We start from the raw sequence: 24,914 nt of genomic DNA on the forward strand, positions 1-24,914 counted from the left end.
GTCGATTATTTTCATGGAAGAAAAATGATGACTCATATTCCCGTCTGTTCCACGTCGTCTGTTCCACCCACTACTCCGGTTCTGAATGCCTTATGTCGTTTGAATGGCATCGGTGACAAATTTTTGTCAGTGAAATCTTCACTTATCAGGCCCTTATCACAAAGTTTAAGTCGGGTCGCCAGCCTGACTGCCAACAAGTTGGCTGCCAGGTTACCCGCAGTAGCCACCGTCCTCAACGCCTGGGCGGGAAAAGAACTCCTCTCCCGTCGGCAGGTGGCGCTGTGGCAGGAATATTTAAAAAACCCGAACCTGCCAATCGATGCCGCACTCAAAAACTATCTTGACCCCTGTTTTGCGCTGCTTGCTCGTTATTTGCTGGAACAACCGGTGATGAAATTACTGGGTGGCAGGACCCATCAGGTCGCGGAATTTCTCCATCTGGAAAAAGCCAATAGCCTCCTCGACACCATGCCCAACCGTCAACGACTGGCGCAGCTCTATATCGACGCTAAACCCGAGCCGCAGACCCTGGAAAGCGAGATTCAGCACGCTTTATTGTTAATGATTGGCATCTCCGGGAGTGCGGGGAGTGAGGTTAAGCCCCGACAACTCAATATCGAGATATTCAATGCGCTATATCAGGAACTGTTCGCTGGCGAGGCATTGAGGTGGGAAAAAAACACGACCCACCCGGCCGAAGTCCAAAAATGGAGTGAGGCCGAGATGGAGGCGAAAGTACAGGCCTTCCTCACCACTAAGTATGCCGAGCAATTTTCAGCGCAGTATGTCAGCAGCGAAATGCTGGTGCAGTTGAGCGGGGTGCCTGCACGAATACAAAGCGAGCTGCTGTCGATGCTCTGGCCCGCTGACGCTGAACCGACTAACACGGTGCTCGCGCAGACGGATAACTTGCCACCCCCACCGGGTATTCATATTCCTTTTGCCGGGACGCTGCGCACCCTGTCACCGGCATATCAAAACATGGTACTGGGAAAAAATTCCACGCTGGTGCTGGAGATACCGGTGTGCCCGGCGAATAGGTTTATGAATACGACCACAGAAGGCAGCGGCATTTCTCTGGGCGGAGTGGGGAGCGCCACTGAAGACAACATGAAGTTGTTTCTCAGTAATATCAATGCCGCATCTACTCAGGTTTATTTCAGGAGCCGCCATCCTGCCACCGGGTTTAACGCAAAATTGCGTCCGAGTCCCTTGCCCCTGCTGACGTATCAACCTGAAAAGACTGACGCGCCTTCCTCTTCGCTGGCAGATGGAGCCTGCCCGGTGACTACGATGGAGATAATCGATCCGCCAACCCATATTTCGCCGGAGCCACTTTTTTTGTTATTACCGTCAGGTGCCGCGGGGGCCTTACAAAACTTTGATCACTGGTTTTCGCAGATGCTTAACCCGACCGGTGTTGCCGGTCAGCGTCTTGATGAGGCAGACGTAACGCACACGCGTCTGGCACGCCACGTCATTGTAGACAGTCGCCCAAAGGCGGTTCCGGTTAATGATGTGCAATATGATCGTCTGTCGGAAATCCCGCTGATAGCAACGGTCGCTGATCCGGTGCAGGTCGATGTTAAAACGGCGTCGCACGCCTGTAACCTCTGGCAAATGATCCTTAGCCATAAGCCTGCGGATGAAAGGGAAAACGGATTTGCGCGTTATGCGGCATTAATAACCGAAGATCCGTCCCGGCGCGAGATTGGACAAGATGCCCGTTTCCAGGACACCACACCACGAACACCGCTTAACCGTCTGAAGATCTTATTGTTGTCATTACAAACACTCATCACCCGCCCGGACGAAGAGAGTCCATTCGTGTTGGATGAGAAGGAGTTCGCCTATTTACAGAATGACCAGCGCAGCGGATGGTCTGCCGGGTTAGCGATCATGAGCGATGGTGAACCGCGCGCCCGATTGAGGTTGTTGGGGAAAATGATCCTGCCGCTGATTGAAGGGGTTCTGAAAGCGATTGACCCGGCGACCCACTTTGCGGGCTTCGCTTCCCTCAACAGCAACATCATTGCGAGCCTGACTGAAGCTACAATCCCGACCATCACGATTAAAGAATTCGCCCGTCTGACCGCCGAGAAGACAGCAGCATTTTGCCAAGCGCTGGGGCAACAGTTTGAACAGTTGAGTTCACTGGATCTCGCCCGTATTCGTCTGTTGCTGGAGGAGCAATGCAAAGACGCTTTTCCGGTGACCGAATTTGCGGTGCACCCGAAATTACAGGATGAAACCTGTTTTAACGAGTTGGGGTTATCGGCGGCACTGGCCGCTCCGGTGGTGGCGGATCATAAACGCAGTGCCATTCCATTACAGGCCATCAGGCAGATTGCGCTGTTTATGTTGCTCAATCAAAAAACCGGAACGCTGATTAACCAACTTGGGCAGATCACGTATGTCAGCCCAGGAGTGAAAAAAAAGCTGACCGAATGGTGGGAGGAGGAAACCCAAACGTATGCAGATGTACTGGATTTTGTCCGGGCCCGGCGTGCTCTGGATAAAATACTTCTCCATCCGCACGGCATCACGCATTTGCAACTGGCCGAGGCTAAAACCGATGTACAAACCACGCTCAGAACATTTTACCGACATACCTTTCTGGATCTGCCACGGGAGATGCGGCACGGGCTGAAACAAAATTACCCCCAGCCGTTGCCGGTGACCTTCATTCAAGTCTCACGGCCGGAGGACCCTTCACCGCTAAAGCCCTGTCTCGGGATCATTATTCAGCATAACGGTAAAGCGTTTCTGGTGACGCCACTGCCAAAAATCGGCGATGCCACCCGGCATACCTGGTTTGACGTGACAGAACATCAGAGTGGATCCGGATTTCGCACTGAGATACAGAAGCAGGCGTTGATGAACATTTTGTTCAGAACGGCCGATGCGTCAGCGCGTCATCAACTGACGTTGACCACCTCGCTATTGCGTTTTGCACCCGCAGATAGCGAATTGTGGGCAGCGAATCTGGCGGAAATTGTGGTGAAGAAGATGGAACAACTGTCCAATCCGTCTTCTGCCGCCAGCTTGCCCCCGACCACTTCAACCACGGCATCGGCTGAGTCCCTGGTTCAGAGCGCCTGGAGTACGACGTTGTCATTACTTTTTCACTCCCCATTGGGTGAGTGCCTGAGTTTTGTCGATAACCTGTTCGGTCTTGGCTTGCAACAGGAGCCAGCCGAACAAAGCGGATTAGTGAAGCTGGGATCGCTGGTGGTCTGCGTGGAACAGGCGATGCCAGAAGGAGAGGCGTGGACTGTTGCCGATACGCTGGTTGAGAACGGGGTACAACAAGCCTTTCGCCTGGCAAAGCGCTACCAGGCGAAGTATCGGATTACCACTGAGGCACCACAGGAGGATACGGCGTTCATAAAATGGCTGGAGTATGAAATGAAGGAATTCATGGATTCCTTCCCTGAGCTGGAGGATTTATACGCTCATCGGGATCTCAAGCCCTGGCTGGCGCAGCAGATGCAACCTTCGTTGTCTTCCTTATCGAAAGCGGCCTACCTGGCCGAGCCGACCAGTATGGAAAAACTGAATGAGCTGGCGGGTTACGCGCACTATTTATCCGACGAAGAAGGAAAAGAGTATCTCTTTCATCCCTACGGCGACTCCTGGCTGAAATTTGAAGTGGCGAGCACCTCCCTGGCGGCAACCGGCGAGCTGCGATACGAGATTCCGGCAGGAGCGCCCCCCGACCGTATGGTCACCGTGGTTAAAGATGCACAAGGGAAATTGCAGGTCGTCGCTGACAATCTGATCAGACTGTTGCCGTCTGACGCCAGCACGAAGCATAACGACTGCGAATTAAGCGTACCGCAAGGAATCTCGGTAGAAGAGATGTTCATATCAACCTTCAATGATAATCGCCTGGTAATCAAAATAAAGACGAGAGAGGGGGAAACATTCTACCGCATGCTCTGTGCCAGTGGCGCGTTTATCCCCTTTGAACCACAAATATTCGCTAATATCCCTTATCGCATGGGGCGAGGCATCGAAAATGATCCCAGTACTAACGAAAGTCCGATATTTCGTGGTCGTTATGCGTTAAGCCGAATTTACGATACGGTACGTAGGCATGCCATACTGGAATTATATAATCTACGTAAGAAATTAGTGTCACTGAGAACGGTGAAGGAGTTGGAGGTAGATATTATCTGCCTGGCCAATCAGGTGAATAAACTACCGGCACATCTGGCAATGCTGAAACATGCCGATTCACTGCCGGAAAGTGATATCACGTTGCATGGTTTTCTCGAGCTGAGCCAAATGGTAGAAGAGATTGCCCGTGGTGTGCTGACCTCAATCAGCCCTGAATTGTCCCCAGACCAGGCATCCTATAAAGAGTTTTTACGCAAAATAAAGGATGCAGGCAGAGGGATTAACAATATTATCAACGTCTTCGGGCTTCCGGATAGCGATCATTCCCTCACGCAGCATGACATTGATAGTTATGCCACACTGGCAAAAAAGCTGGTGAATTTCGCCAGTGTGTTCAAATCAGAAATGACCTCGTCCGAAGTGGCAAACGCCGCATTCAGAGCGAGGCAACTGGCCTATATTGATGATTATGGCGATCAGATTTTTAAAGCGGATGATATCACCGAAGTCTTTCTGGCAACGGTTTCTATCCCTGAGGAGTTAAGAGGGATCCGATATGTTGGTACTGGCTCAACGGTATGGAATAAATTCCCGTGGATGAGAAAGGAACTGGAGCAGATAGATGATGAAGACCGGTTGAATATGGATAAAATTAGCGCGGCCATAAGCCATAATTCTGATTTTATTGCGCAGAGTTTGAAAAAAATCTTCCATGTTGCTGAAAGTGAGACGCTGGACGTCGCGTTGTTTGAGAAATTATTGCATCAATATCGGATAACGCTGGAGTCAGATACAGAATATCGAATCAAGGTATTTAAAGATGCAATAGGCTACAACCCCAAAACAAAGCAGTATGCGTTGATTAATATGAAAACCATGCCGGAAAGAGAGTTGTTTTCCTGGAACGGGCTAAGTGGCTTTGCGACGGAGCATAAAAAAAGAGATGAAATTGCCGTATCCTGCGCCAACCAGGGACATAAAAAATCTCTTGCCACCACGGTCAGGCATGAGGACGGGCATAACATCATCAGGAAATTCGTTCCCCATGCGAAAAAAATCATTGGCGAGCCCTATCTGGACTGGCCAGAGCGGCAGAGATCGTTGGTACGTAGTGAACAGCGAGAATTACTCCATAAGCTGATGTCTGCGCCTGCGGTGTTTCGGGCTTATCTCCAGGACCTGGAGGAGTTTACCCGGTCTTATTTTCACGCCTGCGTCTATTCATCCAATGCAGAAATCGCCCGTCTCGCGAGTGAAATACGCGATAGTTGGGCCTATCCAGTGACGGAGAGTAACCAGCAGAAGATCGATCGGATTATCGATATCCTGGCGACCGATCCGAAACTGAAAATCGAACCGGCTCTGCCATTTCCGGACTTTTTCAATGCGATGGTTCAACAGCTGGTGGAAAGCGTACCGAAAGAGGTTGCCGATAGGGTTGAAGCCGAATGGGATCCGACTGACTGGCGCAAACGTTAATGAGGGCATTTTTGGCTGCTGGACTATAACGTTTGATGGCGCACAGGCAAGACCCTGTTGTTCAGGGTCTTTTGTGGCACGTACTTAACAATTTGTGCCGTAGTTTAATCATGTTTTTCAATGGATTAGAGAAAGTCCATTGAATTTCATGCCTTTAATCGCTTGCTATTAAATAGTGCGCTATGTAAATTGAACCCGAAGCAAACAACGAGCGCACGGATTCATTCACTTAAGTAGCGCACTATTTAATAGCGAGATATAGAAGGGGATCACCATGAAAATTAAACAATCATTATTAGCCATTGCATTAGGCGCTGTATCTGTATCAAGCATGGCGGGAGAGCCACAACCAGAACGTCATGTGCAGGCTTTCCTGAATGCCCTCAACAGCAGCGGCGGCAAACCTATTGAACAGCTCTCACCTCATGATGCGCGTCAGGTGCTGATTGGCGCCCAGAAGGGAGCTGTACTGCCGGCCGCAGACGTGACTGAAAAAACCATCGAAGTTAACGGACAACCGCTGAAGTTAAATATCGTCAAACCGAAAGGGGCACACGGGACGCTGCCGGTATTTATGTTCTTCCACGGCGGTGGCTGGGTATTAGGTGACTTCCCAACCCATGAGCGCCTGGTACGTGACCTGGTGGTGGAATCAGGAGCAGCGGCAGTTTTTGTTAATTACACCCCATCACCGGAAGCGCATTTCCCGGTGGCGATCAATCAGGCCTATGCTGCCACGCGTTGGGTTGCGGAACATGGCCAGGAAATAGGCGTTGATGGTAAACGCCTGGCGCTGGTGGGGAACAGTGTCGGGGGGAATATGGTGGCCGCTGTCGCGTTGCAGGCAAAACAGCAACATACCCCGGCGATCCGTTATGACGTGATGTTATGGCCGGTTACTGATGCGCACTTCGATACCGCCTCTTATAACCAGTTCGAGAATGGCTACTTTCTGACACGAAATATGATGAAGTGGTTCTGGGATGCATACACCACCAAAGAGAGCGATCGTAACAACATTCTGGCATCTCCGCTGCGTGCCACCCGCGAGCAGTTACAGGGGTTGCCGCCGACACTGATTCAGACTGCTGAGTTGGATGTGCTGCGTGATGAGGGTGAAGCGTTTGGTCGTAAACTGGATGAGGCCGGGGTGGATGTCACTGTCACGCGCTATAACGGTTTGATCCACGACTATGGTCTGCTGAATCCACTGAGTAACGTGCCGGCCGTGAAAACAGCGCTGCGTCAGGCGGCGGAAGAGTTGAAAACCCACCTGAAATAATCTCAAAGGCCAGGTTAATCACCTGGCCTTCACCTTTTTACCACCCCGTAACGCCCTCCCGACACCCTGATACCCGACAAAAAGTACGACTTTTCCGGTAATGAGAGACGGACAACTGTTCTATAGGAAAAGATGATATTGAATGGACAATCGAACGAAGAAGCACAGTTATCCACCTGTTTTTTGCCAATTGATGTGATGACGTTCGGAGAAGAATAACCGTTGATACTTACCTGCCCAGCAGACCGGGTAACATTTTGCAAAAATGCGTAAGTTAAGTTGTGCTTAATGATTAATTTTAAAGGTGTTGTTGTTGCTAATTTAGCCAGTGTTGGTTTTTGCCTTCCAGCCCAGGCTGGGCCTGGATTAGTGCCATTCATCAGCATTGATAATGCAGGAAACACAAACTTAATAGTTCAGTAACGTAACTAATATGTCAGTTTTCAAATGCTAATCAATCAGTTAAGGTTGGCTTATGCAGCACAAACAGTAAATTCTGCTACAATTCATTAACATGATTAGCGGAGTGAGTCTTAAGAATTAAGCGATTGTAGGCTAACCGCTAATATCCAACTGTATTTTATCAAAAATTTGTTCCCGCCTGGCTTATGTGACTGATGTTTAGAGCATATTGCCACCAAACGCCTACCTCTTCCTGATTATTCGGGACAATATTCTATTCATTCGATTTAGGAAAGGATCGATCGATCAAAGGTTATTTTTTGATAGGTAAAAACATAGATAAAACCGATCGTAAAGTGTTTATTGATTGGTATTAGTGATCATAGAATGAGAATCATCTGATGTGTGTTATGGAAAACATTCTCATGAATCTCAGCGAAGTCTTAACAGGTAAAGTTATCAGTGGTATTGAAGCGGAACCGATAGTAGACAGAGCAGGGAATGTTCTGGCGGTAAAGATACGTACAGACAGCGCCGCACCAGGGTGGTTTTTCAGGCAGGTTGGGAAACCCGCTAAGGCACAGAAAAGAAAACTGTTGAAGGATCAACTCACGCTTATCGACCTAAAAACAGCATATTTTCAAAATAATAATATTTTATGCTCCATCACTATTGATTTTGATATGGCCGCACTCCTGATACAGGATGAGGAGATTGCTGAGTTAGCCAAATCAAAACCCTTTTTACGTTTAGAGATTTCAGAAGGTTTTCCAAATCTTTCCGATGGGAGAAGCAACCGGGTCTTGCAGGCATTAGCCGAAGAGTACCGCTTGTGGTTGGGAGATTTAGGCTCGGGCGAATCCAGCCTGAGAGCTTTGCAGGAAAATCTCTATGACGCCGTAAAGATTGATAATGACTTTTTTAAGATCTACAGCAAGTCAGGTATCTGGCCGGTCATTATCAAGAACATAATGCGATATTGTAAGTTTATTATCATCGAGGGTGTGGAAAGCACTGAGCAATGCCACGCCATTGAAACGGATATTAAAGCGGTACAGGGTGGATGTTTTAAAAGCGTGCGGCTTGAGCAAATAGAAAGTTTAAATAAGAAATTCATATTATAACTTTGCATTTTTAATATACGTCTTTTTACACAGCAAAATGGCGGCATTGTCCTGCCCATTATTTTTTTTGCCAGCGTCGCAAAGGCGTCGCTGCGCCTGTTGTATTGATTATTTATTTTTTTCAGGCTATTGGCGCCAGTAAGCTAAGGGCGGTAGCGTGCCTGAAACGTCAGGAATGAGTGAGTAATAAAAGTGGTAAAAAACATCATTCATTATCGCTAACAACCAAAAAGGTAACATTATGAAAATCACAGCAATGACTACTTTGTTATTAACCGGTTTGCTGAGTTTGAGTGTAAACGCAGCAGAAGAAACGACAACGCAACAAACAGCAGCTGCACAAAATGTCGGTGCGCCAGCAGGGGAAAACGCAACGAGTTATGCCGCCGGAACCAGCGTGGTTGTGGGTGTTTCTGCGGTTTCCGCCCTGGCCGCGCTTGCATTAGCAACACAGTCTAACGATGGCAGTAGCACCGGAACGACCACCACCACCACGACCAGCACCACGGGCAGATAGTTCTTAACCAGACAGCGGAGGGCATCGCAAAGGTGTCAGAGAGATATGAGGATAATATCTGATGATTACTATTTGAGTCTGGGTTTGCGGGAAGCATTAAAAGTCCACGAAATCGGACTACAGGACATGACTATTTCGTTAAGTTCTGACCTGAAAACCATCAGACTTTATAAAGACATAAGTGTTTATTCTAATGAGAAGTTTTTTGTCGGTAATTGCCTGACAACCTTTGTGATGAGTTATCAGTTAGATGATGGGTTAACACCTTTACATCACAAGCTGTATCGACTCATCGCTGAAAGAAAAACCATGTACCTGACTCCACGAGAAATCGATGTTTTGAAGGATTTATTAGACGGACAAAATATACTCGAAATCTCAAGGAACAGCGGGCTTAGCCCAAAAACAATCAGTGCTCAAAAAAATTCAGGTTTAAAGAAACTGAAGGTCAGTAACTTACATATGTTGCACCGAGACATTTCATCATTCAGAAATCTGTTTTATGGAAAACAACGCAGCCACGCAGGGATGGGTTTCTAAGGGTGAGTGAATGACGTTTCCCTTTACTATGCCTCTTTAGCAAATTGATAAAGAGGCTTTATTTTCTTGCATTTAATAGGATGATAGTTCAACTCATGATGATGAAATTGCCTTTTAGACTATCCGCGATTGCGGTGTCTGCTTTTTTTCTTTCTGCGTGCACCATCATTCCAGGGCAACATTTATCGACCAGTGATAAAGATGTCGTGGAGCAGATGGATTCGAATACGGACATTAGCAAGTACGTTACGGTTTATCCGCTAACACCAAAATTGATTGATTCGCTGCAACCCCAAAAGGTGATGTCCAGCGCCAACCCACAGCTGGAAGATGAAATCAAAAACTACCAGTACCGCATCGGCATTGGTGACGTATTGATGGTGACGGTATGGGATCACCCGGAACTGACGACACCTGCCGGCCAATATCGCAGCGCCAGCGATACCGGTAACTGGGTGAATACCGATGGCACCATTTTTTATCCTTATATTGGCAAGGTGAGAGTCGCCGGACGCACCATCGAGGAAGTCCGCAACGAGATCACTGAGCGACTGAAAACCTATATAGAAAGCCCGCAGGTTGATGTCAGCATCGCGTCATTCCGGTCACAAAAAGCGTATGTGACAGGGGAGGTGGTGCGTTCGGGCCAGCAGGCGATCAGCAATATCCCGCTGACGATTATGGATGCCATCAACGCCGCGGGCGGCCTGGCGCCAGATGCAGACTGGCGCAATGTGGTGTTAACCCACAACGGCAAAGATAGTGTTATTTCCTTACAGGCATTAATGCAGCAGGGCGATCTTCGTGAAAACCGTTTGCTGACACCTGGGGACATTTTGTTTGTCCCGCGTAATGACGATCTGAAAGTGTTCGTGATGGGCGAAGTCAATAAACAGTCCACGCTGAAGATGGATCGCAGTGGTATGACGTTAGCGGAAGCACTGGGTAATGCTGAGGGTGTTTCACAGGAAATGGCCGATGCATCGGGGATCTTTGTGATTCGTCAGCTGCGTAACCCGACAGGGAAGGGCAAGCTGGCTGATATTTACCAGCTGAATGCGAAAGATGCGGCGGCGATGGTACTGAGTACGTCATTCCAGTTGAAGCCGTATGACATCGTTTATGTCACTGCCGCACCGATTGTGCGTTGGAACCGTGTTATCTCGCAATTGGTTCCGACCATCGGGGGTGTGCATGACCTGGTTCAATCTGGACAGTACATCCGCGAGTGGTGATGAGTATGTTTGATTCAATACTGGTGATTTGTACCGGGAATATTTGTCGGTCGCCGATAGCGGAACGTTTGCTGCGCCGTGCAATGCCTCATAAGAAAATTGATTCTGCTGGTGTAGGAGCCCTGGTTGGTCACCCAGCAGATCCCGCGGCTGAACGTGTAGCTATTAAACATGGTGTCACATTAAAAGGTCATTCAGGTACTAAGTTTGAATCTGCCATGGGAAGGAACTATGAACTGTTGTTGGTGATGGAAAAAGAGCATCTGGAACAGATAAGCCGACGAGCACCAGAACTGCGTGGAAAAACCATGCTTTTAGGGCACTGGATTAATGATAAAGAGATTCCCGATCCCTACCACAAAAGCGATGAAGCGTTTGAATCGGTATATCAGTTAATTGACCAGGCTTGCCAGCATTGGGCAAGTAAGCTTGGTAGCTAAATATTAGGAAATCATAATGACAGCTACAGTCCCGAAAAAACTGACAACAGTTAGTGAAAATGAGGTAGATCTGGGCCGCTTCATAGGCGAATTGATCGACCATAAAAAACTAATAATTACAATAACCTCTGTCTTTACCGTGTTGGCAATATTATATGCATTTTTGGCTACACCGGTTTACCAGGCTGATGCACTAATTCAGGTCGAGCAAAAACAAGGCAATGCCATACTGGATAGCCTGAGTCAGATGCTTCCTGATTCACAACCGATTTCAGCGCCTGAAATTGCTCTATTACAATCACGCATGGTAGTCGGTCAAACAGTTGATGACCTTAACTTGCAAATTAATGTTAGTAAGGATTACTTTCCAATTGTAGGGAAAGGACTGGCGCGACTATTTGGCAATGTTCCGGGTACAGTCGATGTAACAAAGTTAACAATATCGGGTACAACAGATGAAAAGCCCGGCAAGTTGAAGCTCACAGTTATTGATGATGCAACTTACAGCATTAAATTAGAGGATGCTGAGTTTACCGGGCATGTTGGGAAGTTACTGGAGCAAGATGGTACGTCTATTTTTGTCAATGAAATTAACGCTAAGCCGGGCGAGACGTTCATTGTGACCTCCTATACAAAATTAGATGCGATTGACAGACTACTTAAAAATTTTGCGGTGGCTGACCAGGGGAAAGACACGGGTATGTTGAATCTTACATACTCAGGAGAAGATAAAGATAAAATCGTTAAGATTTTGGATAACATCAGCTATCACTACTTAACGCAAAATATTGACCGCCAGGCGGCGCAGGATGCTAAAAGTTTAGACTTTCTGAATGATCAATTACCACGCGTTCGAAGCGACTTAGATCAAGCTGAAGATAGATTGAATGCCTATCGTAAGCAGAAAGATTCAGTTGACCTTCCGCTTGAAGCTAAAGCGGTGCTCGACCAGGTCGTAAATGTTGATAACCAACTTAATGAATTAACATTCAAAGAAGCTGAAGTTTCACAGTTGTATACCAAAGAGCATCCAACATATAAAGCATTACTGGAAAAACGCCAGACCCTGCAACAAGAAAGGCAAAAACTAAATCAACAAGTTTCTGCAATGCCTGCAACTCAACAGGAAGTGCTGCGATTGAGTCGTGATGTTGAATCAGGACGTGCTGTATACATGCAGTTACTCAACAGACAACAAGAACTGAGCATTGCCAAATCCAGTGCTATAGGTAATGTAAGGATTGTAGATAATTCGGTGACACAAGCGACTCCAGTCAGGCCTAAGAAAGCTCTTGTCATTTTAATGGCTATCATTTTAGGCATGTTATTTTCATGTACCGTGGTGGTCATCAAAACCGTCTTAAGAAGAGGTATCACATCTGCTGATGATCTGGAAAGTTTGGGAGCAAATGTCTATGCGGCTATACCCGAATCGGAATGGTTAACGAAAAAAATAAACTTTAAATCCAAGGCGAAGAATAAAAAAGAATCACTTAAGTGGAATTTTCTGGCTAACGAAAATCCGACTGACACCGCTATTGAAGCAATTAGAAGTCTCAGAACAAGTCTTCATTTTGCAATGATGACAGCTAAAAATAAGATATTAATGATTAGTGGTGCCAGCCCCAGCGTGGGTAAAACATTCATCAGTGCAAACCTCGCCTCTATCTGTGCTCAAGGTGGGAAGTCAGTTTTGTATATTGATGCAGATATGAGGAAGGGATATGCGCACCATATTTTTCAGACGAAAAATGATATTGGACTCTCAAATATATTAAAAAACAATAAAGATTATAATGAAGGTGTACATAGAATCAAAACGGCGCAATCTGAATTTGACTTTATATCCAGGGGGGATGTAATGAATAATCCCACTGAGTTGTTAATGAGTGAGAAATTTGAGAGTTTGATTTCATGGGCAAATGATAACTATGACCTTGTAATCATAGACACACCGCCAGTATTGGCAGTTTCTGATGCTGAGTTGATTGGCAGTTATGCGGGAACTTGTATGCTTGTTGCAAGATTTGAGCATAACACACCTAAAGAAATGGAAATGAGTTGTGCAAGATTTGAAAAGAATGGTGTGAAGGTGAAAGGGTTTATATTGAATGGAGTAAGAAAAAGAGCGAGTAACTACTATGGTTATGGTTATTCTTATGAAAATTACTCTTACACAGATGTTAAATAGTTATATTTGAAATAAATGGTTTTGTCTCACTGTGAAATCTCTTTTATGACAGTGAGGCAAAAATCGGATAGAGATGAGTTTTACCGAATAACCTCCGTCATTTAATGTTGCAACGCCTCATTGTAAAAAGGTGTCTCTTCATGAAAATCGTAATAATAAATACACTGTATTATCCATATAAAGTAGGTGGGGCAGAAGTCTCTGTGCAGCTTTTAGCAGAAGCACTGGTAAAGAAAGGACACTCTGTCAATATAATATCTATACATGAAAAAAACACTGACGAAGAAGATACATTAAACGGTGTGAAAATAAATTACCTTTCAAATGGCAACATCTATTGGGGGTTGAAAGGTGAAAAGAAAACAAAACTTCAAAAGTTAGCATGGCATATTATTGATACCTACAACTTTAAAATAAAAAAGAAAGTAGATAATCTCATAGGGAAAATAAAACCAGATGTTGTGCATACCAATAATTTAAGTGGGATTTCTGTTGCTGTATGGAGTGTGGCGAAAAAATATAATGCTAAAATAGTCCATACGTCCCGAGATTATTATTTGTTACACCCCAATAGCAAACTTTATAAGAAGGGACAACATATGAAAATAAGTGACTCTTCTGTTAGATTCTGGTCTTATTCAAAGAGAGTAATGAGTAGACAAGTAGATTCCTACATTGGAATAAGTGATTTTATTCGTAAAGTCCATGTGTCAGCAGGTTTTTTCCCAGAGGCAAAGGTACACACCATATATAACTCGATAAACTATTCAGATGAGAGTGTAGTAAAGGCGAATTTAAGTAGAGAAAATAAAAAAAGGGTTGGCTTCATAGGTAGGTTAACCAAAGAAAAAGGATTTGATATATTCTGCGCTCTTGCCCAAAAAAATCCTGATGCCATGTTTATTGCTGCGGGGGAATTTGATGGCAATGGTAAAAAGCTAAAAGAGCTTGCGGATAACTGTAATGTCAAGACCTTGGGATACTGCCCTGTCGATGATTTTATGAGTCAGGTTGATATTGTTGTCCTGCCAATCAGATGGCATGAACCATTTGGTCGTGTTGTAGTTGAGGCTTTTGCTGCGGGTAAGATAGTACTCACTACCAGAGTCGGTGGAGTTAGTGAGCTTGCGCAAATATTGCCAAATATTTATTTCCTCGAAGATATTGGAAATATAAATGAACTCCCTGATAAAGTAGAAATAAAGTCAGACGATTTGAGTGTGTTTAATGTCAACTTTGTAGCTGATAAATATTTGCAAGCTTTTAGTGAGGTTCTTTAATGAATAAAGTACTGGTGGTGTCTGGTGATTGTCCATACCCGGCAAATCATGGTGGAAGACTTGATATTTTACAGCGCATAGAATTGTTGTCCAAATCTGGGTTTGATATTGAACTCATCATTACGCACAAAGAAGATGTAGATCGTAAAAGCAAAGAATACCTTAGTAAGTTGTGTAGTAATGTTTATTATGTAAAGAGACTCTCGTTTAAAAAAAGTATTATTTTAAGTGTGCTGACTTTGTTACCAATTCAGGCAACGTCAAGATACAATCTGAAAGCGATAAAAATAAAATCAAAATTTGATGCAGTTATTTGTGAGTCTGAATATGTTTACCCCATATTGAAAAATGCATCGCTCAATACTAATAAAAAGTTACTTCGTGTTCATAATAACGAATCTGTTTATTATGAAGGATTGTTCAGAGATGAAAAAAATCCGCTAAAAAAGTTATATTATAAGATAGAGTCATTGTTGTTTAAGGTAAACGAAAGCAAGATAAATGAAAAATTTACAAAATTGATGTTCATTTCTAGCGATGAATATGCGGTGAATAATAAAAGAGGGAATTCAGAATGGTTACCCCCTCATATGCCAGCGGTTAAAGAGTTTCGGGAGGAAAAATTTAGCGCAAAAAAAGCAAACGTCCTTTTTGTTGGCAACTTATTCATGCCTAACAATTTAAAAGGAATCATCTGGTATCTTGAAGAGGTTCACGAGAAGATTTTATCACAAAGCCCAGATGTTGTTTTAACGATAGCAGGAAATGCGAAGAATGGCATAGACAGTGATTTGTTAAAAGCGATTTCCAGATTTGAAGATGGAAAGGTCAGTTTGATCCAATCCCCAACTGATCAAGAGCTAAACGATATTTATGATCAAAACTGTATCTTCATCAATCCGATGCTTAATGGTGCAGGGGTTAAACTCAAGAATCTTGATGCAATGAGGAATTCCTTCTGTGTTATAACCACAACGATAGGTGCTGAAGGAACCGGCGTTATAGATAACGAACATGTATTCATTGCAGATGATGTTGCTTGTTTTGAACGTGCAGTAATCATGGCAATATCTGAAGATGGCATGGCAAAGAATATGGCAATTAATGCTTATATGTTTATAGAGAAAAACTATAACTCACAGAATACATTGTTGAGAATAATGAAAGAGTCATAACATGAAAGATGTGATGAATTTAGCCGTAAAAAATCCTATTTTTGTCTTATTCTGTTTCTTTATTCCATTTGATAATACAAGCTTGCAAAATATCGGTGGGATTATGACGGCATCCCCATCATCATTGCTTCTCATCCCTGGACTTGCTGTTTCATCATTAAAATATGGACTGAAAATAAGAAAAGAGATACTGATCTTTGTTCTTCTTACAATGTCTGTATCAACATTGTATTTTTTCTATTGGAGTAACTTGTTTGACTCATTAAGCTCTTTGTTTGTGCTGGATCGTGGCAGTCGCTACATTGCTCTATTTGGTTATTATTTTCTGTCTTATTTATATTGTAGCTTGCACCCTTATAGTGACCTTGTTGCGGCATCAAAGGTCATTATATTGGTTATACTGTTATCAATCATTTTAAATTATGCCGACCCAAATCTAATAAACCATCAGGGATTGCTACAGTTCAATGATTTCATAAGCCCTGACCGATTGCGTGGTTTTGCTCTTGAAGCAAGTGTTTTCGGGTTCCAAATTGTTTGCATGGTTCTCCTTATTGCAATGATATATAACTTGAAATTACATTGGGTGCTATTGCTGACGATTACTCTTGCGATACTAACGACATCGAAAGGTGCTGCGTTAAGTTTTCTAATATGCATGTGTTTATATTTTTCTGCAAATGGAAATGTTATTTTTAGAATAGTTTTGACGATATTTTGCGTCACTGCATCATATATAATGTTTAAAATGTTTTTCTTAGTAGCCTTGGCTACGGATATTGATAATTACTCGTCAGTGGCTACCCGAACAACAATGTTCATCACAGGGCTGAAGATTCTACTCTACAATCCTTTAGGTGTAGGGTATTTTGGTTATATTCCAGCGATATATGACTTTACACCTGGTGTGATTATGTGGATGAAAAAGATCATCCCTTATCTTAATTATGATGAAGTTGCTACATATACGAGGCTTGGTGAATACAAAGCAATCGGCACAAAATCCCTTTTCATCGATTGTGTAATTATGTATGGTTTCATTTTTCTTGTTCCTTTTTTCACAATAACCAGAAAAGTATTGTTAATCTTTTCTAAAAACAAAGATAAATATGCATACATGCTGACACTTTATGTGATCATTGCAAATTTATTTTTCATTTCCCATATTGGTGATTATATAACTTCATTTTGCATAGCAGTGGCTTTGGCAAGATATTCTAATCATGTGTCTGTTGAAAAATCAGAGAACCAAACTGTCGGTGTGACGTCGAGGGTGTTTTAATGAGTCTCAAAGATAAAACAGTTAAAAGTACTAAATGGTCAGCAGTGTCATCATTGACAGTAATAGTCTTTGGTTTTGCTCAAGTGACCGTCTTGTCACATATTCTGTCAACATATGCATTCGGTGTGGCATCCATATTATCAATAGTGCTTCTAATGACAGATATGTTAGCTGATTGTGGGATTTCGAACTCAATAATACAAAAAAAAGATATCAACAGGAAGGAGCTTTCTACACTCTACTGGTTGAATACCATGTTGGGTGTGTGTCTATTCTGCGTTTTTTGGTTATTATCAGGATTGATCGCTATATTGGTAAAAGTGCCTGATGTGGAAGGACTGATAAAATTAACATCCATAGCATTTCTGATTTTACCACATGGACAACAATACAGAGCATTGATTCAGAAAGAACTGAATTTCAACTTTCTAGCCAAGGTGGAATCATTTTCCTATGTTTTCGGGTTTTTAGTAGCGATAGTCACTGCATCCTTCACGAAGGATGCCTCTTCTGTTGTCATTGGCTATCTTGCTAACATTACTTTAAGGACCGTATTGCTATCGAAGTGGGGAGCAGTTAATTTTTCACCGTCGAGACATTTTAATATCAAGGGGATTAAAGATAATATCCTGTTCGCATTTTATCTGACATCAGATAGTTTATTAAACTATGTCACCCTAAGTGCTGTTACACCTATTATATCGCGGTTGATTGGTGCAATTCTTGCGGGGGGGTATAATCTGGCATACAGTGTTACGGTTAATCCACCATCAAAAATTAGCCCGGTAATTACAAGAGTAATGTTCCCAGCACTGGCAAAAATGCAGGATGAACCTGAAAGACTCAAAAAGAACTTTTTCAAGATGTTGCATTTTATTGGGCATGTGAACTTTCCTTTTCTACTGGTTTTATTTTTCTTGTCTGAGGATTTTATCCAAATCTTCTTTGGCGATAAGTGGGAGTTTATTAATCATGCGTTCAAAATATTATGTATATGTGGTGCATTGAGGATTGTAGCAAATCCATTAGGTGCTTTGCTGATGGCTAAGGCGAGAATGGATCTTAGTTTGAAGTTCAACGTGCTAAAAATTTTCTTGTTCTTACCTATAATCTACTGTTCCGTTTTATATTTTGGTTTCATGGGTGCAGCATTCGGTTTCCTGATTTGTCAGTTAATAAATTTAGTCGGAAGTTATGTATTTCTGGTGCGTCCTGTTTTAGGGCATTGTTTAAAAGACTTTATTTCGAGTATTGTCATGCCTTTACTGCACCTGTTACCAATGGGCATGGTTTTATATGTATTGAATCAAAGCAATTTTTTGGGACAGGTTGGTTATTACGAGCTTGCAATAAAATTGTCATCTGCATTTGTGGTTTATCTTTTGACTTACTTTTTAAGTAAAGATTTAGTTGTTAATGAAATTAGAGCAATGGCCTTTGGATCTTTATTAAAGAAGCGAAGTTCACCACTTAAAGGTTAAGCTACCTATTATGAGATTGAAAAGAAACATCAATCGAAGAGTTTTCTTCAGGAGTTTAGTCGCTTTTATAACCTGTGACTATTTTATCTCTAAATCAAATGCTTCTGAAAATACATTGATTCGCGTAGGGGATAATAATTATTTAAGTCAAGTCGTAACAATGAGCATAGATGATCTGGCGAAATATCATAGTCGGAACAATGATAGTGAAGTGTTGCTAGTCAGTAATGATAATTTAAGTGCAAATGACGGATATGCGTCTTACTTTGTCAAAAAATCATCTTTAAAGAATGAGTTAATAGATGGTGTAATGTTTGTACAGGGCAATGACTGTGTATGGGAACGCGTCGTTCATGGAGAAATATATCCTGAGTGGTTTGGTGCAAAGGGGAATGAAAATGGCGACGATACTGAAGCCTTCATTAAGGCTAATAACGTCGCACATGAATATAATTTGCCTTTGCGTCTACGGCCAGGAATGATTTATTGTTTATCTGATTCTTTTACAATAGATGCTTCAAAAACCTGCTGGACTTGCAACGGAAAAACGTCGCTCTTATGGACTAAGCATAAAGATAACATCCCCGCAATTACATTGATTAGCACTCAAAGTAATTATAAAAAACGATACCAGAATGTCACTGAGGTTTTGAATAATATTAATTTAATTGGTGGCGATATCAAGGGGCTTTTCAGATGCCCGGCGATACAAATCGGTGGGCCGGATACCAGTAGTTCGTTATTTACGGTAAGAAATGTTTCTATTCAGGGTTGGCAGCAATCATTACTTTTCTCTGAAAATGCCTGGAGAATAAAGTTTGAGAATTGTCAGTTTCTGTGGGGGCACATAGAAACGATTAACAAATACCAAAATGCTGGTGAGTGCATGGTGTTTGATAATTGCATGTTTGCTGATAACACTAGTCATACCAAATTGTACTATGGTGACTGGAATTTTACCGGGTGTTCATTCGATAACCATGAAATCATAGCGTCTGGTAATTCTAGTGTTTTTGTATCTCATTCACACATGGAGAATCCGGGACGTAATAGCCATTACTATGTTATTGGCACGGTAGCGTCCACAGAGGCATTTCTATCAATTACTGACAGTTTCATCTTTCTTAATAAGAAAGAAATAATTATAACAACAACTTTGTTTAATATTCTGGCTGGAAACGATAATGGCTTATATCTTGATAATATAAAAATTACCTTGCCTGAAAATTACGATCCATCAACTGGAAAAGAAGGGCTACCGTTGCTTGTCGGTGGTGAAGGGAGGAGCGTAATTGGTAAGCTGTTTTTTGATTCGAAGTACATTCCTTGCATTTCTAAAAACAGCAATATTATTTTTCAGGACCCCATGTTTCATGCGGGTGGTTTACGCTGGAATTTATTGGGTAAAATAGAGAAGAACGAAACTGCCAGTGTATTAGGTGCATCATTTTTGAAGATTACTGACACGAGTTCATCAGTTGAACAGATGGGCAATGTTGATAATGCTCGAGTGATTTCTGGTGCTTTGAAATTAAAAATTGAAAATTGTTTTGCTGATATTTTCATTTTATTTAGAGATTTAAATAGCAATGAGATTTTGAGAGATGAGTTAACGGTAGGTGATAATCATTCTGGGGATTGGCAACTGATAAAGTATAATAAAGTAGTACCGCCTGGGACTCATTTTGTTTCAATAAGAATTAGCGCTTTGTCCGGTCAGGATGATTTTTATTTACAACTTGGCTGTGTTTTGTTTAATTATGTTTAGAGACTGTTTGTTGAATATTTTATGGTTACGTAAAATTATCTAAGAAATTTGAATTTTCCTTATAGCTCTTCCGAGAAAAAACAAAGACCTGCTTCCCTATTAATATTATTTTTGCCAAAACCATCAATCATATCGTTTGCAACAATATAGATATTGTGCAGAAGGTATTCACGTAATGCTTCCATTACTCTCATTTTCTCAAAGAGGAAATTATGATCATACCCGTTATTATGGCAGGCGGAACTGGTAGCCGTCTATGGCCAATGTCTCGTGAACTTTATCCAAAACAATTCCTGCGACTCTATGGAGAAAATTCCATGTTGCAGGAAACTGTCATCCGCCTCAAAGGATTAGATGTTTCCGAACCTTTAGTAATTTGTAATGAACAACATCGTTTCCTGGTTGCTGAACAACTCCGTCATATTGACCAGTTATCAAACAATATTATTCTCGAGCCAGTAGGGCGAAATACAGCACCAGCTATCACTTTAGCCGCTCTTAGTGCCGTATCTAAAGGTGAAGACCCATTATTGTTGGTTCTTGCTGCTGATCATGTCATTGGTAACCGAGTAGCATTTCATCAGGCAGTCCAGGATGCGATTCCTTACGCACAACAAGGCAAGCTTGTAACGTTTGGCATTGTAGCTGCGCAACCTGAAACCGGTTATGGCTATATACAGCGTGGTGGCATGTTAGGAAGTAATCAGGCTCCAGTCTTTCGTGTGCAACGTTTCGTCGAAAAACCTGATTTTGCAACCGCCCTCCAGTACCTTGAAAGCGGCGAATATTATTGGAACAGCGGGATGTTTCTGTTTCATGCTAAACGCTTCCTTGAAGAAATTGCGCAATTCCGCCCTGACATTCTCGAAGCCTGCCAGAAAGCAATTGCGACGTCTGAACCGGATGCACAACAGGATTTTATCCGTGTCGATAAGAAGGCTTTTATCGCCTGCCCAGATGAGTCAGTTGATTATGCCGTAATGGAAAAGACCTCTGATGCTATCGTTGTTCCACTTGACGCCGGTTGGAATGATGTCGGCTCGTGGTCTGCGTTGTGGGATGTCAACAATAAAGATGCAAATGGCAATGCACTGACGGGTGATGTATTTACCCATCATGCCAGCAATTGCTATATCAATACTGATGAGAAACTGGTAGCCGCAGTCGGCGTTGAGAATTTGGTGATTATTAATACCAAAGATGCAGTACTGGTCATTGATAAATCTCAGGTGCAGGATGTCAAGAAGGTCGTCGAGTTCCTGAAGAAAAACGAGCGCGGCGAACATCGTGTGCACCGTGAATCGTACCGTCCCTGGGGTAAGAACGATAAAGTCGTGAGTATGCCGCGCTACCATGTTAATCGTGTCACGGTTAAACCTGGTGGTATGTTCTCTTTGCAAATGCACCATCATCGTGCCGAGCACTGGGTGGTTCTCTCCGGTACTGCAAAAGTAACTATAGACGAAAACACCTACTTACTTACTGAAAACCAATCGACTTTTATCCCCATCGGTTCTCAGCATATGTTGGAAAACCCAGGGAAAATTCCACTCGAATTACTAGAAATACAGTCCGGATCCTATTTAGGTGAGGACGATATCATTCGTACAAAAGATCATTATGGCCGTTGCTAATTAGGGGATGAAATATGTCTGGTAAATTATCTTGTTTTAAAGCTTATGACATTAGAGGGAAGCTGGGAGAAGAATTAAATGAAGATATCGCCTACCGGATTGGTCGTGCCTATGGTGAGTATTTAAAACCTCAGAAAATGGTTGTTGGTGGTGATGTCCGTTTGACCAGCGAAGCATTGAAACTTGCATTAGCTAAAGGCCTTCGGGACGCTGGTACTGACGTGGTGGATATCGGTTTATCGGGTACTGAGGAGATCTATTTTGCGACTTCCTGGTTAAATGTAGATGGTGGCATTGAGGTGACAGCCAGCCATAATCCCTTAGATTATAATGGCATGAAATTGGTGCGCGAAGGTTCAAGACCGATAAGTGGGGACACCGGACTGCGTGATATTCAACGTCTGGCAGAAGGGAATGACTTCCCGCCAGTCAATCCAGATAAAGTTGGAAGTTATACGACTGTTTCAGTGCTTGATGCCTATGTCGATAAGTTGATCAGCTACATTAACCTGGATAATTTCACCACGCCGATGAAGTTGGTAGTTAACTCTGGCAATGGTGCAGCAGGCCATGTTGTTGATGCCGTCGAAGCACGTTTTAAGGATGCGGGTGTTGATATTGAGTTCATTAAAGTTCATCACCAACCAGACGGAAACTTCCCGAACGGTATTCCTAATCCGCTGCTTCCGGAGTGTCGTCAGGACACCACTGATGCAGTTATCGCCTCGCAGGCTGATATGGGTATCGCCTTCGACGGTGATTTTGACCGCTGCTTCCTTTTTGATAGTGAAGGCAATTTCATTGAAGGATATTACATTGTTGGCTTACTGGCTGAAGCCTTCCTTGAAAAGGACCCTGGCGCACGCATTATCCACGACCCACGATTGAGCTGGAACACTATAGATGTGGTAAACCGTGCCGGGGGCGTTCCTGTCATGTCAAAAACTGGCCATGCTTTCATCAAAGAACGTATGCGCCAGGAAGACGCGGTTTATGGCGGTGAAATGAGCGCGCATCACTATTTCCGTGATTTTGCCTACTGTGATAGCGGCATGATTCCCTGGTTATTGGTGGCTGAGTTGTTGCAGGTTAAAGGGCAGTCTCTACGCCAGTTAGTTAATGACCGTATGGAGGCCTATCCGGCTTCCGGAGAAATCAACAGCGTGCTGGATCAGCCGCAACAGGCAATCGAACGTGTTCTGCAACACTACGAAGATGGCGCTTTAAACCTCGACCGCACTGATGGTATCAGTCTGGAATTCACCCACTGGCGTTTTAATTTACGAAGTTCAAATACAGAACCAGTGGTTAGATTGAATGTTGAATCGCGTGCTGATGTTGCATTGATGCAACAACACACAGACAATATTCTCTCTATCCTACGGCGCTAATAATTTTCTAAAAAAGGTGAGTAAGTATTTAAATCATGATTATGAATAGTATTTCTCACCTTGAATGTGATGCTCATGTCTTGATCATTAATTAAATAGCACCATTTTATTACCACCAATACAGACTCTATTGAGTTATTACGATGAGATAAGCCATTTTGTTATTCTGGTTTATGTCATCTCGCGCAGTGCTAGAGAGGGTTTAATAATGTCACGGAATTTAAGTGTTGGTATTGTTGCTGACTGGTTGGTAGGATTTGCCGGGGCAGAAAGAGTAATCGCTGAATTTATTGAACTGTTTCCGGCATCTGACATTTATTCTGTAGTGGATTTTTTATCTGATGATTCCCGTCATCTTTTTCATGATAAGAAAGCCACTACATCATTCATTCAGCGCCTGCCCGGTGCCAAAAAGAAATATCAGACCTACTTGCCTTTAATGCCGCTGGCCATTGAGCAACTGGACGTCACCAAGCATGATATCGTTTTGTCCAGCAGTCATGCCGTCGCAAAAGGTGTGTTGACCGGTCCTGACCAACTGCATATAAGTTATGTTCACTCACCTATTCGTTATGCTTGGGATTTCCAACACCAGTACTTACGTGAGTCAGGTCTGGATAAGGGGTTAAAAGGCAAGCTGGCTCGCTGGATGCTGCATAACATCCGCATGTGGGACTATCGTACCGCCAATGGTGTGGACTTCTTTATCGCCAACTCGCACTTTATCGCCCGTCGCATTAAAAAAGTGTATGGCAGAGAAGCGGATGTCATCTATCCACCTGTCGATGTTGATCGTTTCACACTGCATGAGAAGAAGGACGATTTCTACTTCACAGCGTCTCGCATGGTGCCGTACAAACGTATTGATCTGATTGTTGAGGCTTTCAGCCGGATGCCTGATAAAAAGTTGGTAGTAATAGGCGATGGCTCAGAAATGGCAAAAATCAAATCAAAGGCAACTGCTAATGTAGAAATTCTGGGGTATCAGCCTAACGAAGTGATGGAAGATCATATGCAGCGTGCTAAAGCTTTTGTCTTTGCTGCTGAGGAAGATTTTGGTATTACCCCCGTCGAAGCGCAGGCTTGCGGCACACCGGTGATTGCCTTTGGTAAGGGGGGAGCATTGGAAACGATTCGCCCTTATGGTGAAGAGCGCCCGAGTGGTTTGTTCTTCTATGAACAATCTGCCGAAGCTATAGTTGAGGCAGTTGAAAGATTCGATCTGGTTCATGATGAAATACTTCCAGTTTACTGTCGTGAAAATGCCACACGGTTCTCCGCAGAACGATTCCAACTTGAACTGGGCAACTATATTCAAAGTAAATGGAAGGCATTTAAGCTGAGCAAAGAAGTGAGCTATTCCTGAGTTTAAGACTACTCATTAATACTTGTTGATATATAACAATTAATGAGTGCGATTCGTCTTATTATCATCTCGATGGGTTAAGGTTTTCCTATGTGTAGAACAATGTTAGTAGTGGTTTTGTATGGTAAAATCTATAAAGACTCACTAACACTAAATTCTTTGATGAACAAAGAATTCTCTAATGTGGATCTGATGATTGTTAACT

The 24,914-nt window shown here is 43.2% G+C and carries 17 protein-coding genes; 16 read left to right on the forward strand and 1 reads right to left on the reverse strand.

Annotated features, from left to right (window positions below; translation table 11 throughout):
- Positions 1-24 precede the first annotated feature (24 nt).
- The 13 genes from CTZ24_RS23930 to CTZ24_RS23990 all read left to right on the forward strand — a co-directional run bounded on the left by CTZ24_RS23930 (position 25) and on the right by CTZ24_RS23990 (position 20,318).
- Complete coding sequence (locus CTZ24_RS23930) at positions 25-5,601, forward strand: hypothetical protein (protein ID WP_208726733.1); 5,577 nt, start codon at positions 25-27, stop codon at positions 5,599-5,601.
- Between the two features lie 274 nt (positions 5,602-5,875).
- Entirely contained in the window at positions 5,876-6,883 is a 1,008-nt protein-coding gene (locus tag CTZ24_RS23935) for an alpha/beta hydrolase (protein ID WP_208726736.1), read from the forward strand.
- A gap of 812 nt (positions 6,884-7,695) precedes the next feature.
- Positions 7,696-8,409 (forward strand): EAL domain-containing protein, encoded by a 714-nt coding sequence (locus CTZ24_RS23940; RefSeq protein WP_208726738.1) that lies wholly within the window; start codon positions 7,696-7,698, stop codon positions 8,407-8,409.
- A gap of 241 nt (positions 8,410-8,650) precedes the next feature.
- Entirely contained in the window at positions 8,651-8,926 is a 276-nt protein-coding gene (gene yjbE, locus CTZ24_RS23945) for an exopolysaccharide production protein YjbE (RefSeq protein ID WP_208726740.1), read from the forward strand.
- A 45-nt stretch (positions 8,927-8,971) separates the two neighbouring features.
- Positions 8,972-9,466: a helix-turn-helix domain-containing protein gene (locus CTZ24_RS23950; RefSeq protein ID WP_036627043.1), complete on the forward strand. Its 495-nt coding sequence runs from the start codon at positions 8,972-8,974 to the stop codon at positions 9,464-9,466.
- A gap of 98 nt (positions 9,467-9,564) precedes the next feature.
- Complete coding sequence (locus tag CTZ24_RS23955; RefSeq protein WP_208726873.1) at positions 9,565-10,701, forward strand: polysaccharide export protein; 1,137 nt, start codon at positions 9,565-9,567, stop codon at positions 10,699-10,701.
- A 5-nt stretch (positions 10,702-10,706) separates the two neighbouring features.
- Positions 10,707-11,141, forward strand: a complete 435-nt coding sequence (locus CTZ24_RS23960) for an arsenate reductase/protein-tyrosine-phosphatase family protein (protein WP_208726874.1) — start codon at positions 10,707-10,709, stop codon at positions 11,139-11,141.
- Between the two features lie 16 nt (positions 11,142-11,157).
- Positions 11,158-13,332 carry a polysaccharide biosynthesis tyrosine autokinase gene (locus CTZ24_RS23965; protein WP_208726752.1) on the forward strand — a complete coding sequence of 725 codons (2,175 nt, stop codon included), beginning with the start codon at positions 11,158-11,160 and terminating at the stop codon, positions 13,330-13,332.
- A gap of 140 nt (positions 13,333-13,472) precedes the next feature.
- Entirely contained in the window at positions 13,473-14,612 is a 1,140-nt protein-coding gene (locus CTZ24_RS23970) for a glycosyltransferase family 4 protein (RefSeq protein WP_208726759.1), read from the forward strand.
- The gene (locus CTZ24_RS23975; protein WP_208726761.1) at positions 14,612-15,787 is read left to right on the forward strand and encodes a glycosyltransferase family 4 protein; all 1,176 of its coding nucleotides are present in this window, start codon (positions 14,612-14,614) and stop codon (positions 15,785-15,787) included. Before CTZ24_RS23970 ends, CTZ24_RS23975 begins: the two co-directional genes overlap by 1 nt.
- Position 15,788: 1 nt before the next feature.
- Entirely contained in the window at positions 15,789-17,069 is a 1,281-nt protein-coding gene (locus CTZ24_RS23980) for a hypothetical protein (RefSeq protein ID WP_244634082.1), read from the forward strand.
- A complete protein-coding gene (locus tag CTZ24_RS23985; protein ID WP_208726763.1) occupies positions 17,069-18,550 on the forward strand; it encodes an MOP flippase family protein in 1,482 nt (493 codons plus the stop codon). Before CTZ24_RS23980 ends, CTZ24_RS23985 begins: the two co-directional genes overlap by 1 nt.
- 10 nt (positions 18,551-18,560) lie before the next feature.
- Positions 18,561-20,318 carry a hypothetical protein gene (locus CTZ24_RS23990; RefSeq protein WP_208726765.1) on the forward strand — a complete coding sequence of 586 codons (1,758 nt, stop codon included), beginning with the start codon at positions 18,561-18,563 and terminating at the stop codon, positions 20,316-20,318.
- Positions 20,319-20,377: 59 nt separating this feature from the next.
- On the opposite strand, the gene CTZ24_RS26870 is transcribed toward CTZ24_RS23990, so the two are convergent.
- Positions 20,378-20,503: a hypothetical protein gene (locus CTZ24_RS26870; protein WP_256402075.1), complete on the reverse strand. Its 126-nt coding sequence runs from the start codon at positions 20,501-20,503 to the stop codon at positions 20,378-20,380.
- 27 nt (positions 20,504-20,530) lie between these two features.
- On the opposite strand from CTZ24_RS26870, the gene CTZ24_RS23995 reads away from it, so the two are divergent.
- The 3 genes from CTZ24_RS23995 (at position 20,531) to CTZ24_RS24005 (ending at position 24,709) form a co-directional block, all read left to right on the forward strand.
- Positions 20,531-21,952, forward strand: coding sequence for a mannose-1-phosphate guanylyltransferase/mannose-6-phosphate isomerase (locus CTZ24_RS23995; RefSeq protein WP_208726772.1), 1,422 nt, complete (start codon positions 20,531-20,533; stop codon positions 21,950-21,952).
- A 14-nt stretch (positions 21,953-21,966) separates the two neighbouring features.
- Complete coding sequence (gene cpsG, locus CTZ24_RS24000; protein ID WP_208726774.1) at positions 21,967-23,343, forward strand: phosphomannomutase CpsG; 1,377 nt, start codon at positions 21,967-21,969, stop codon at positions 23,341-23,343.
- Between the two features lie 208 nt (positions 23,344-23,551).
- Positions 23,552-24,709, forward strand: coding sequence for a glycosyltransferase family 4 protein (locus CTZ24_RS24005; protein ID WP_208726776.1), 1,158 nt, complete (start codon positions 23,552-23,554; stop codon positions 24,707-24,709).
- Positions 24,710-24,914 lie beyond the last annotated feature (205 nt).

The organism is Pantoea phytobeneficialis (assembly GCF_009728735.1).
GTDB lineage: Bacteria > Pseudomonadota > Gammaproteobacteria > Enterobacterales > Enterobacteriaceae > Pantoea > Pantoea phytobeneficialis.

Excerpts from the sequence above, each read along its gene's own strand:
- CTZ24_RS23950 (WP_036627043.1), top strand. The coding sequence starts at position 8,972 with ATGAGGATAATATCTGATGATTACTATTTGAGTCTGGGTTTGCGGGAA.
- CTZ24_RS23940 (WP_208726738.1), top strand. The coding sequence starts at position 7,696 with ATGGAAAACATTCTCATGAATCTCAGCGAAGTCTTAACAGGTAAAGTT.
- CTZ24_RS24005 (WP_208726776.1), top strand. The coding sequence starts at position 23,552 with ATGTCACGGAATTTAAGTGTTGGTATTGTTGCTGACTGGTTGGTAGGA.
- CTZ24_RS26870 (WP_256402075.1), bottom strand. The coding sequence starts at position 20,503 with ATGGAAGCATTACGTGAATACCTTCTGCACAATATCTATATTGTTGCA.
- CTZ24_RS23975 (WP_208726761.1), top strand. The coding sequence starts at position 14,612 with ATGAATAAAGTACTGGTGGTGTCTGGTGATTGTCCATACCCGGCAAAT.
- CTZ24_RS23960 (WP_208726874.1), top strand. The coding sequence starts at position 10,707 with ATGTTTGATTCAATACTGGTGATTTGTACCGGGAATATTTGTCGGTCG.
- CTZ24_RS23935 (WP_208726736.1), top strand. The coding sequence starts at position 5,876 with ATGAAAATTAAACAATCATTATTAGCCATTGCATTAGGCGCTGTATCT.
- yjbE (WP_208726740.1), top strand. The coding sequence starts at position 8,651 with ATGAAAATCACAGCAATGACTACTTTGTTATTAACCGGTTTGCTGAGT.
- cpsG (WP_208726774.1), top strand. The coding sequence starts at position 21,967 with ATGTCTGGTAAATTATCTTGTTTTAAAGCTTATGACATTAGAGGGAAG.
- CTZ24_RS23985 (WP_208726763.1), top strand. The coding sequence starts at position 17,069 with ATGAGTCTCAAAGATAAAACAGTTAAAAGTACTAAATGGTCAGCAGTG.
- CTZ24_RS23955 (WP_208726873.1), top strand. The coding sequence starts at position 9,565 with ATGATGAAATTGCCTTTTAGACTATCCGCGATTGCGGTGTCTGCTTTT.
- CTZ24_RS23970 (WP_208726759.1), top strand. The coding sequence starts at position 13,473 with ATGAAAATCGTAATAATAAATACACTGTATTATCCATATAAAGTAGGT.
- CTZ24_RS23990 (WP_208726765.1), top strand. The coding sequence starts at position 18,561 with ATGAGATTGAAAAGAAACATCAATCGAAGAGTTTTCTTCAGGAGTTTA.
- CTZ24_RS23930 (WP_208726733.1), top strand. The coding sequence starts at position 25 with ATGATGACTCATATTCCCGTCTGTTCCACGTCGTCTGTTCCACCCACT.
- CTZ24_RS23965 (WP_208726752.1), top strand. The coding sequence starts at position 11,158 with ATGACAGCTACAGTCCCGAAAAAACTGACAACAGTTAGTGAAAATGAG.
- CTZ24_RS23995 (WP_208726772.1), top strand. The coding sequence starts at position 20,531 with ATGATCATACCCGTTATTATGGCAGGCGGAACTGGTAGCCGTCTATGG.
- CTZ24_RS23980 (WP_244634082.1), top strand. The coding sequence starts at position 15,789 with ATGAAAGATGTGATGAATTTAGCCGTAAAAAATCCTATTTTTGTCTTA.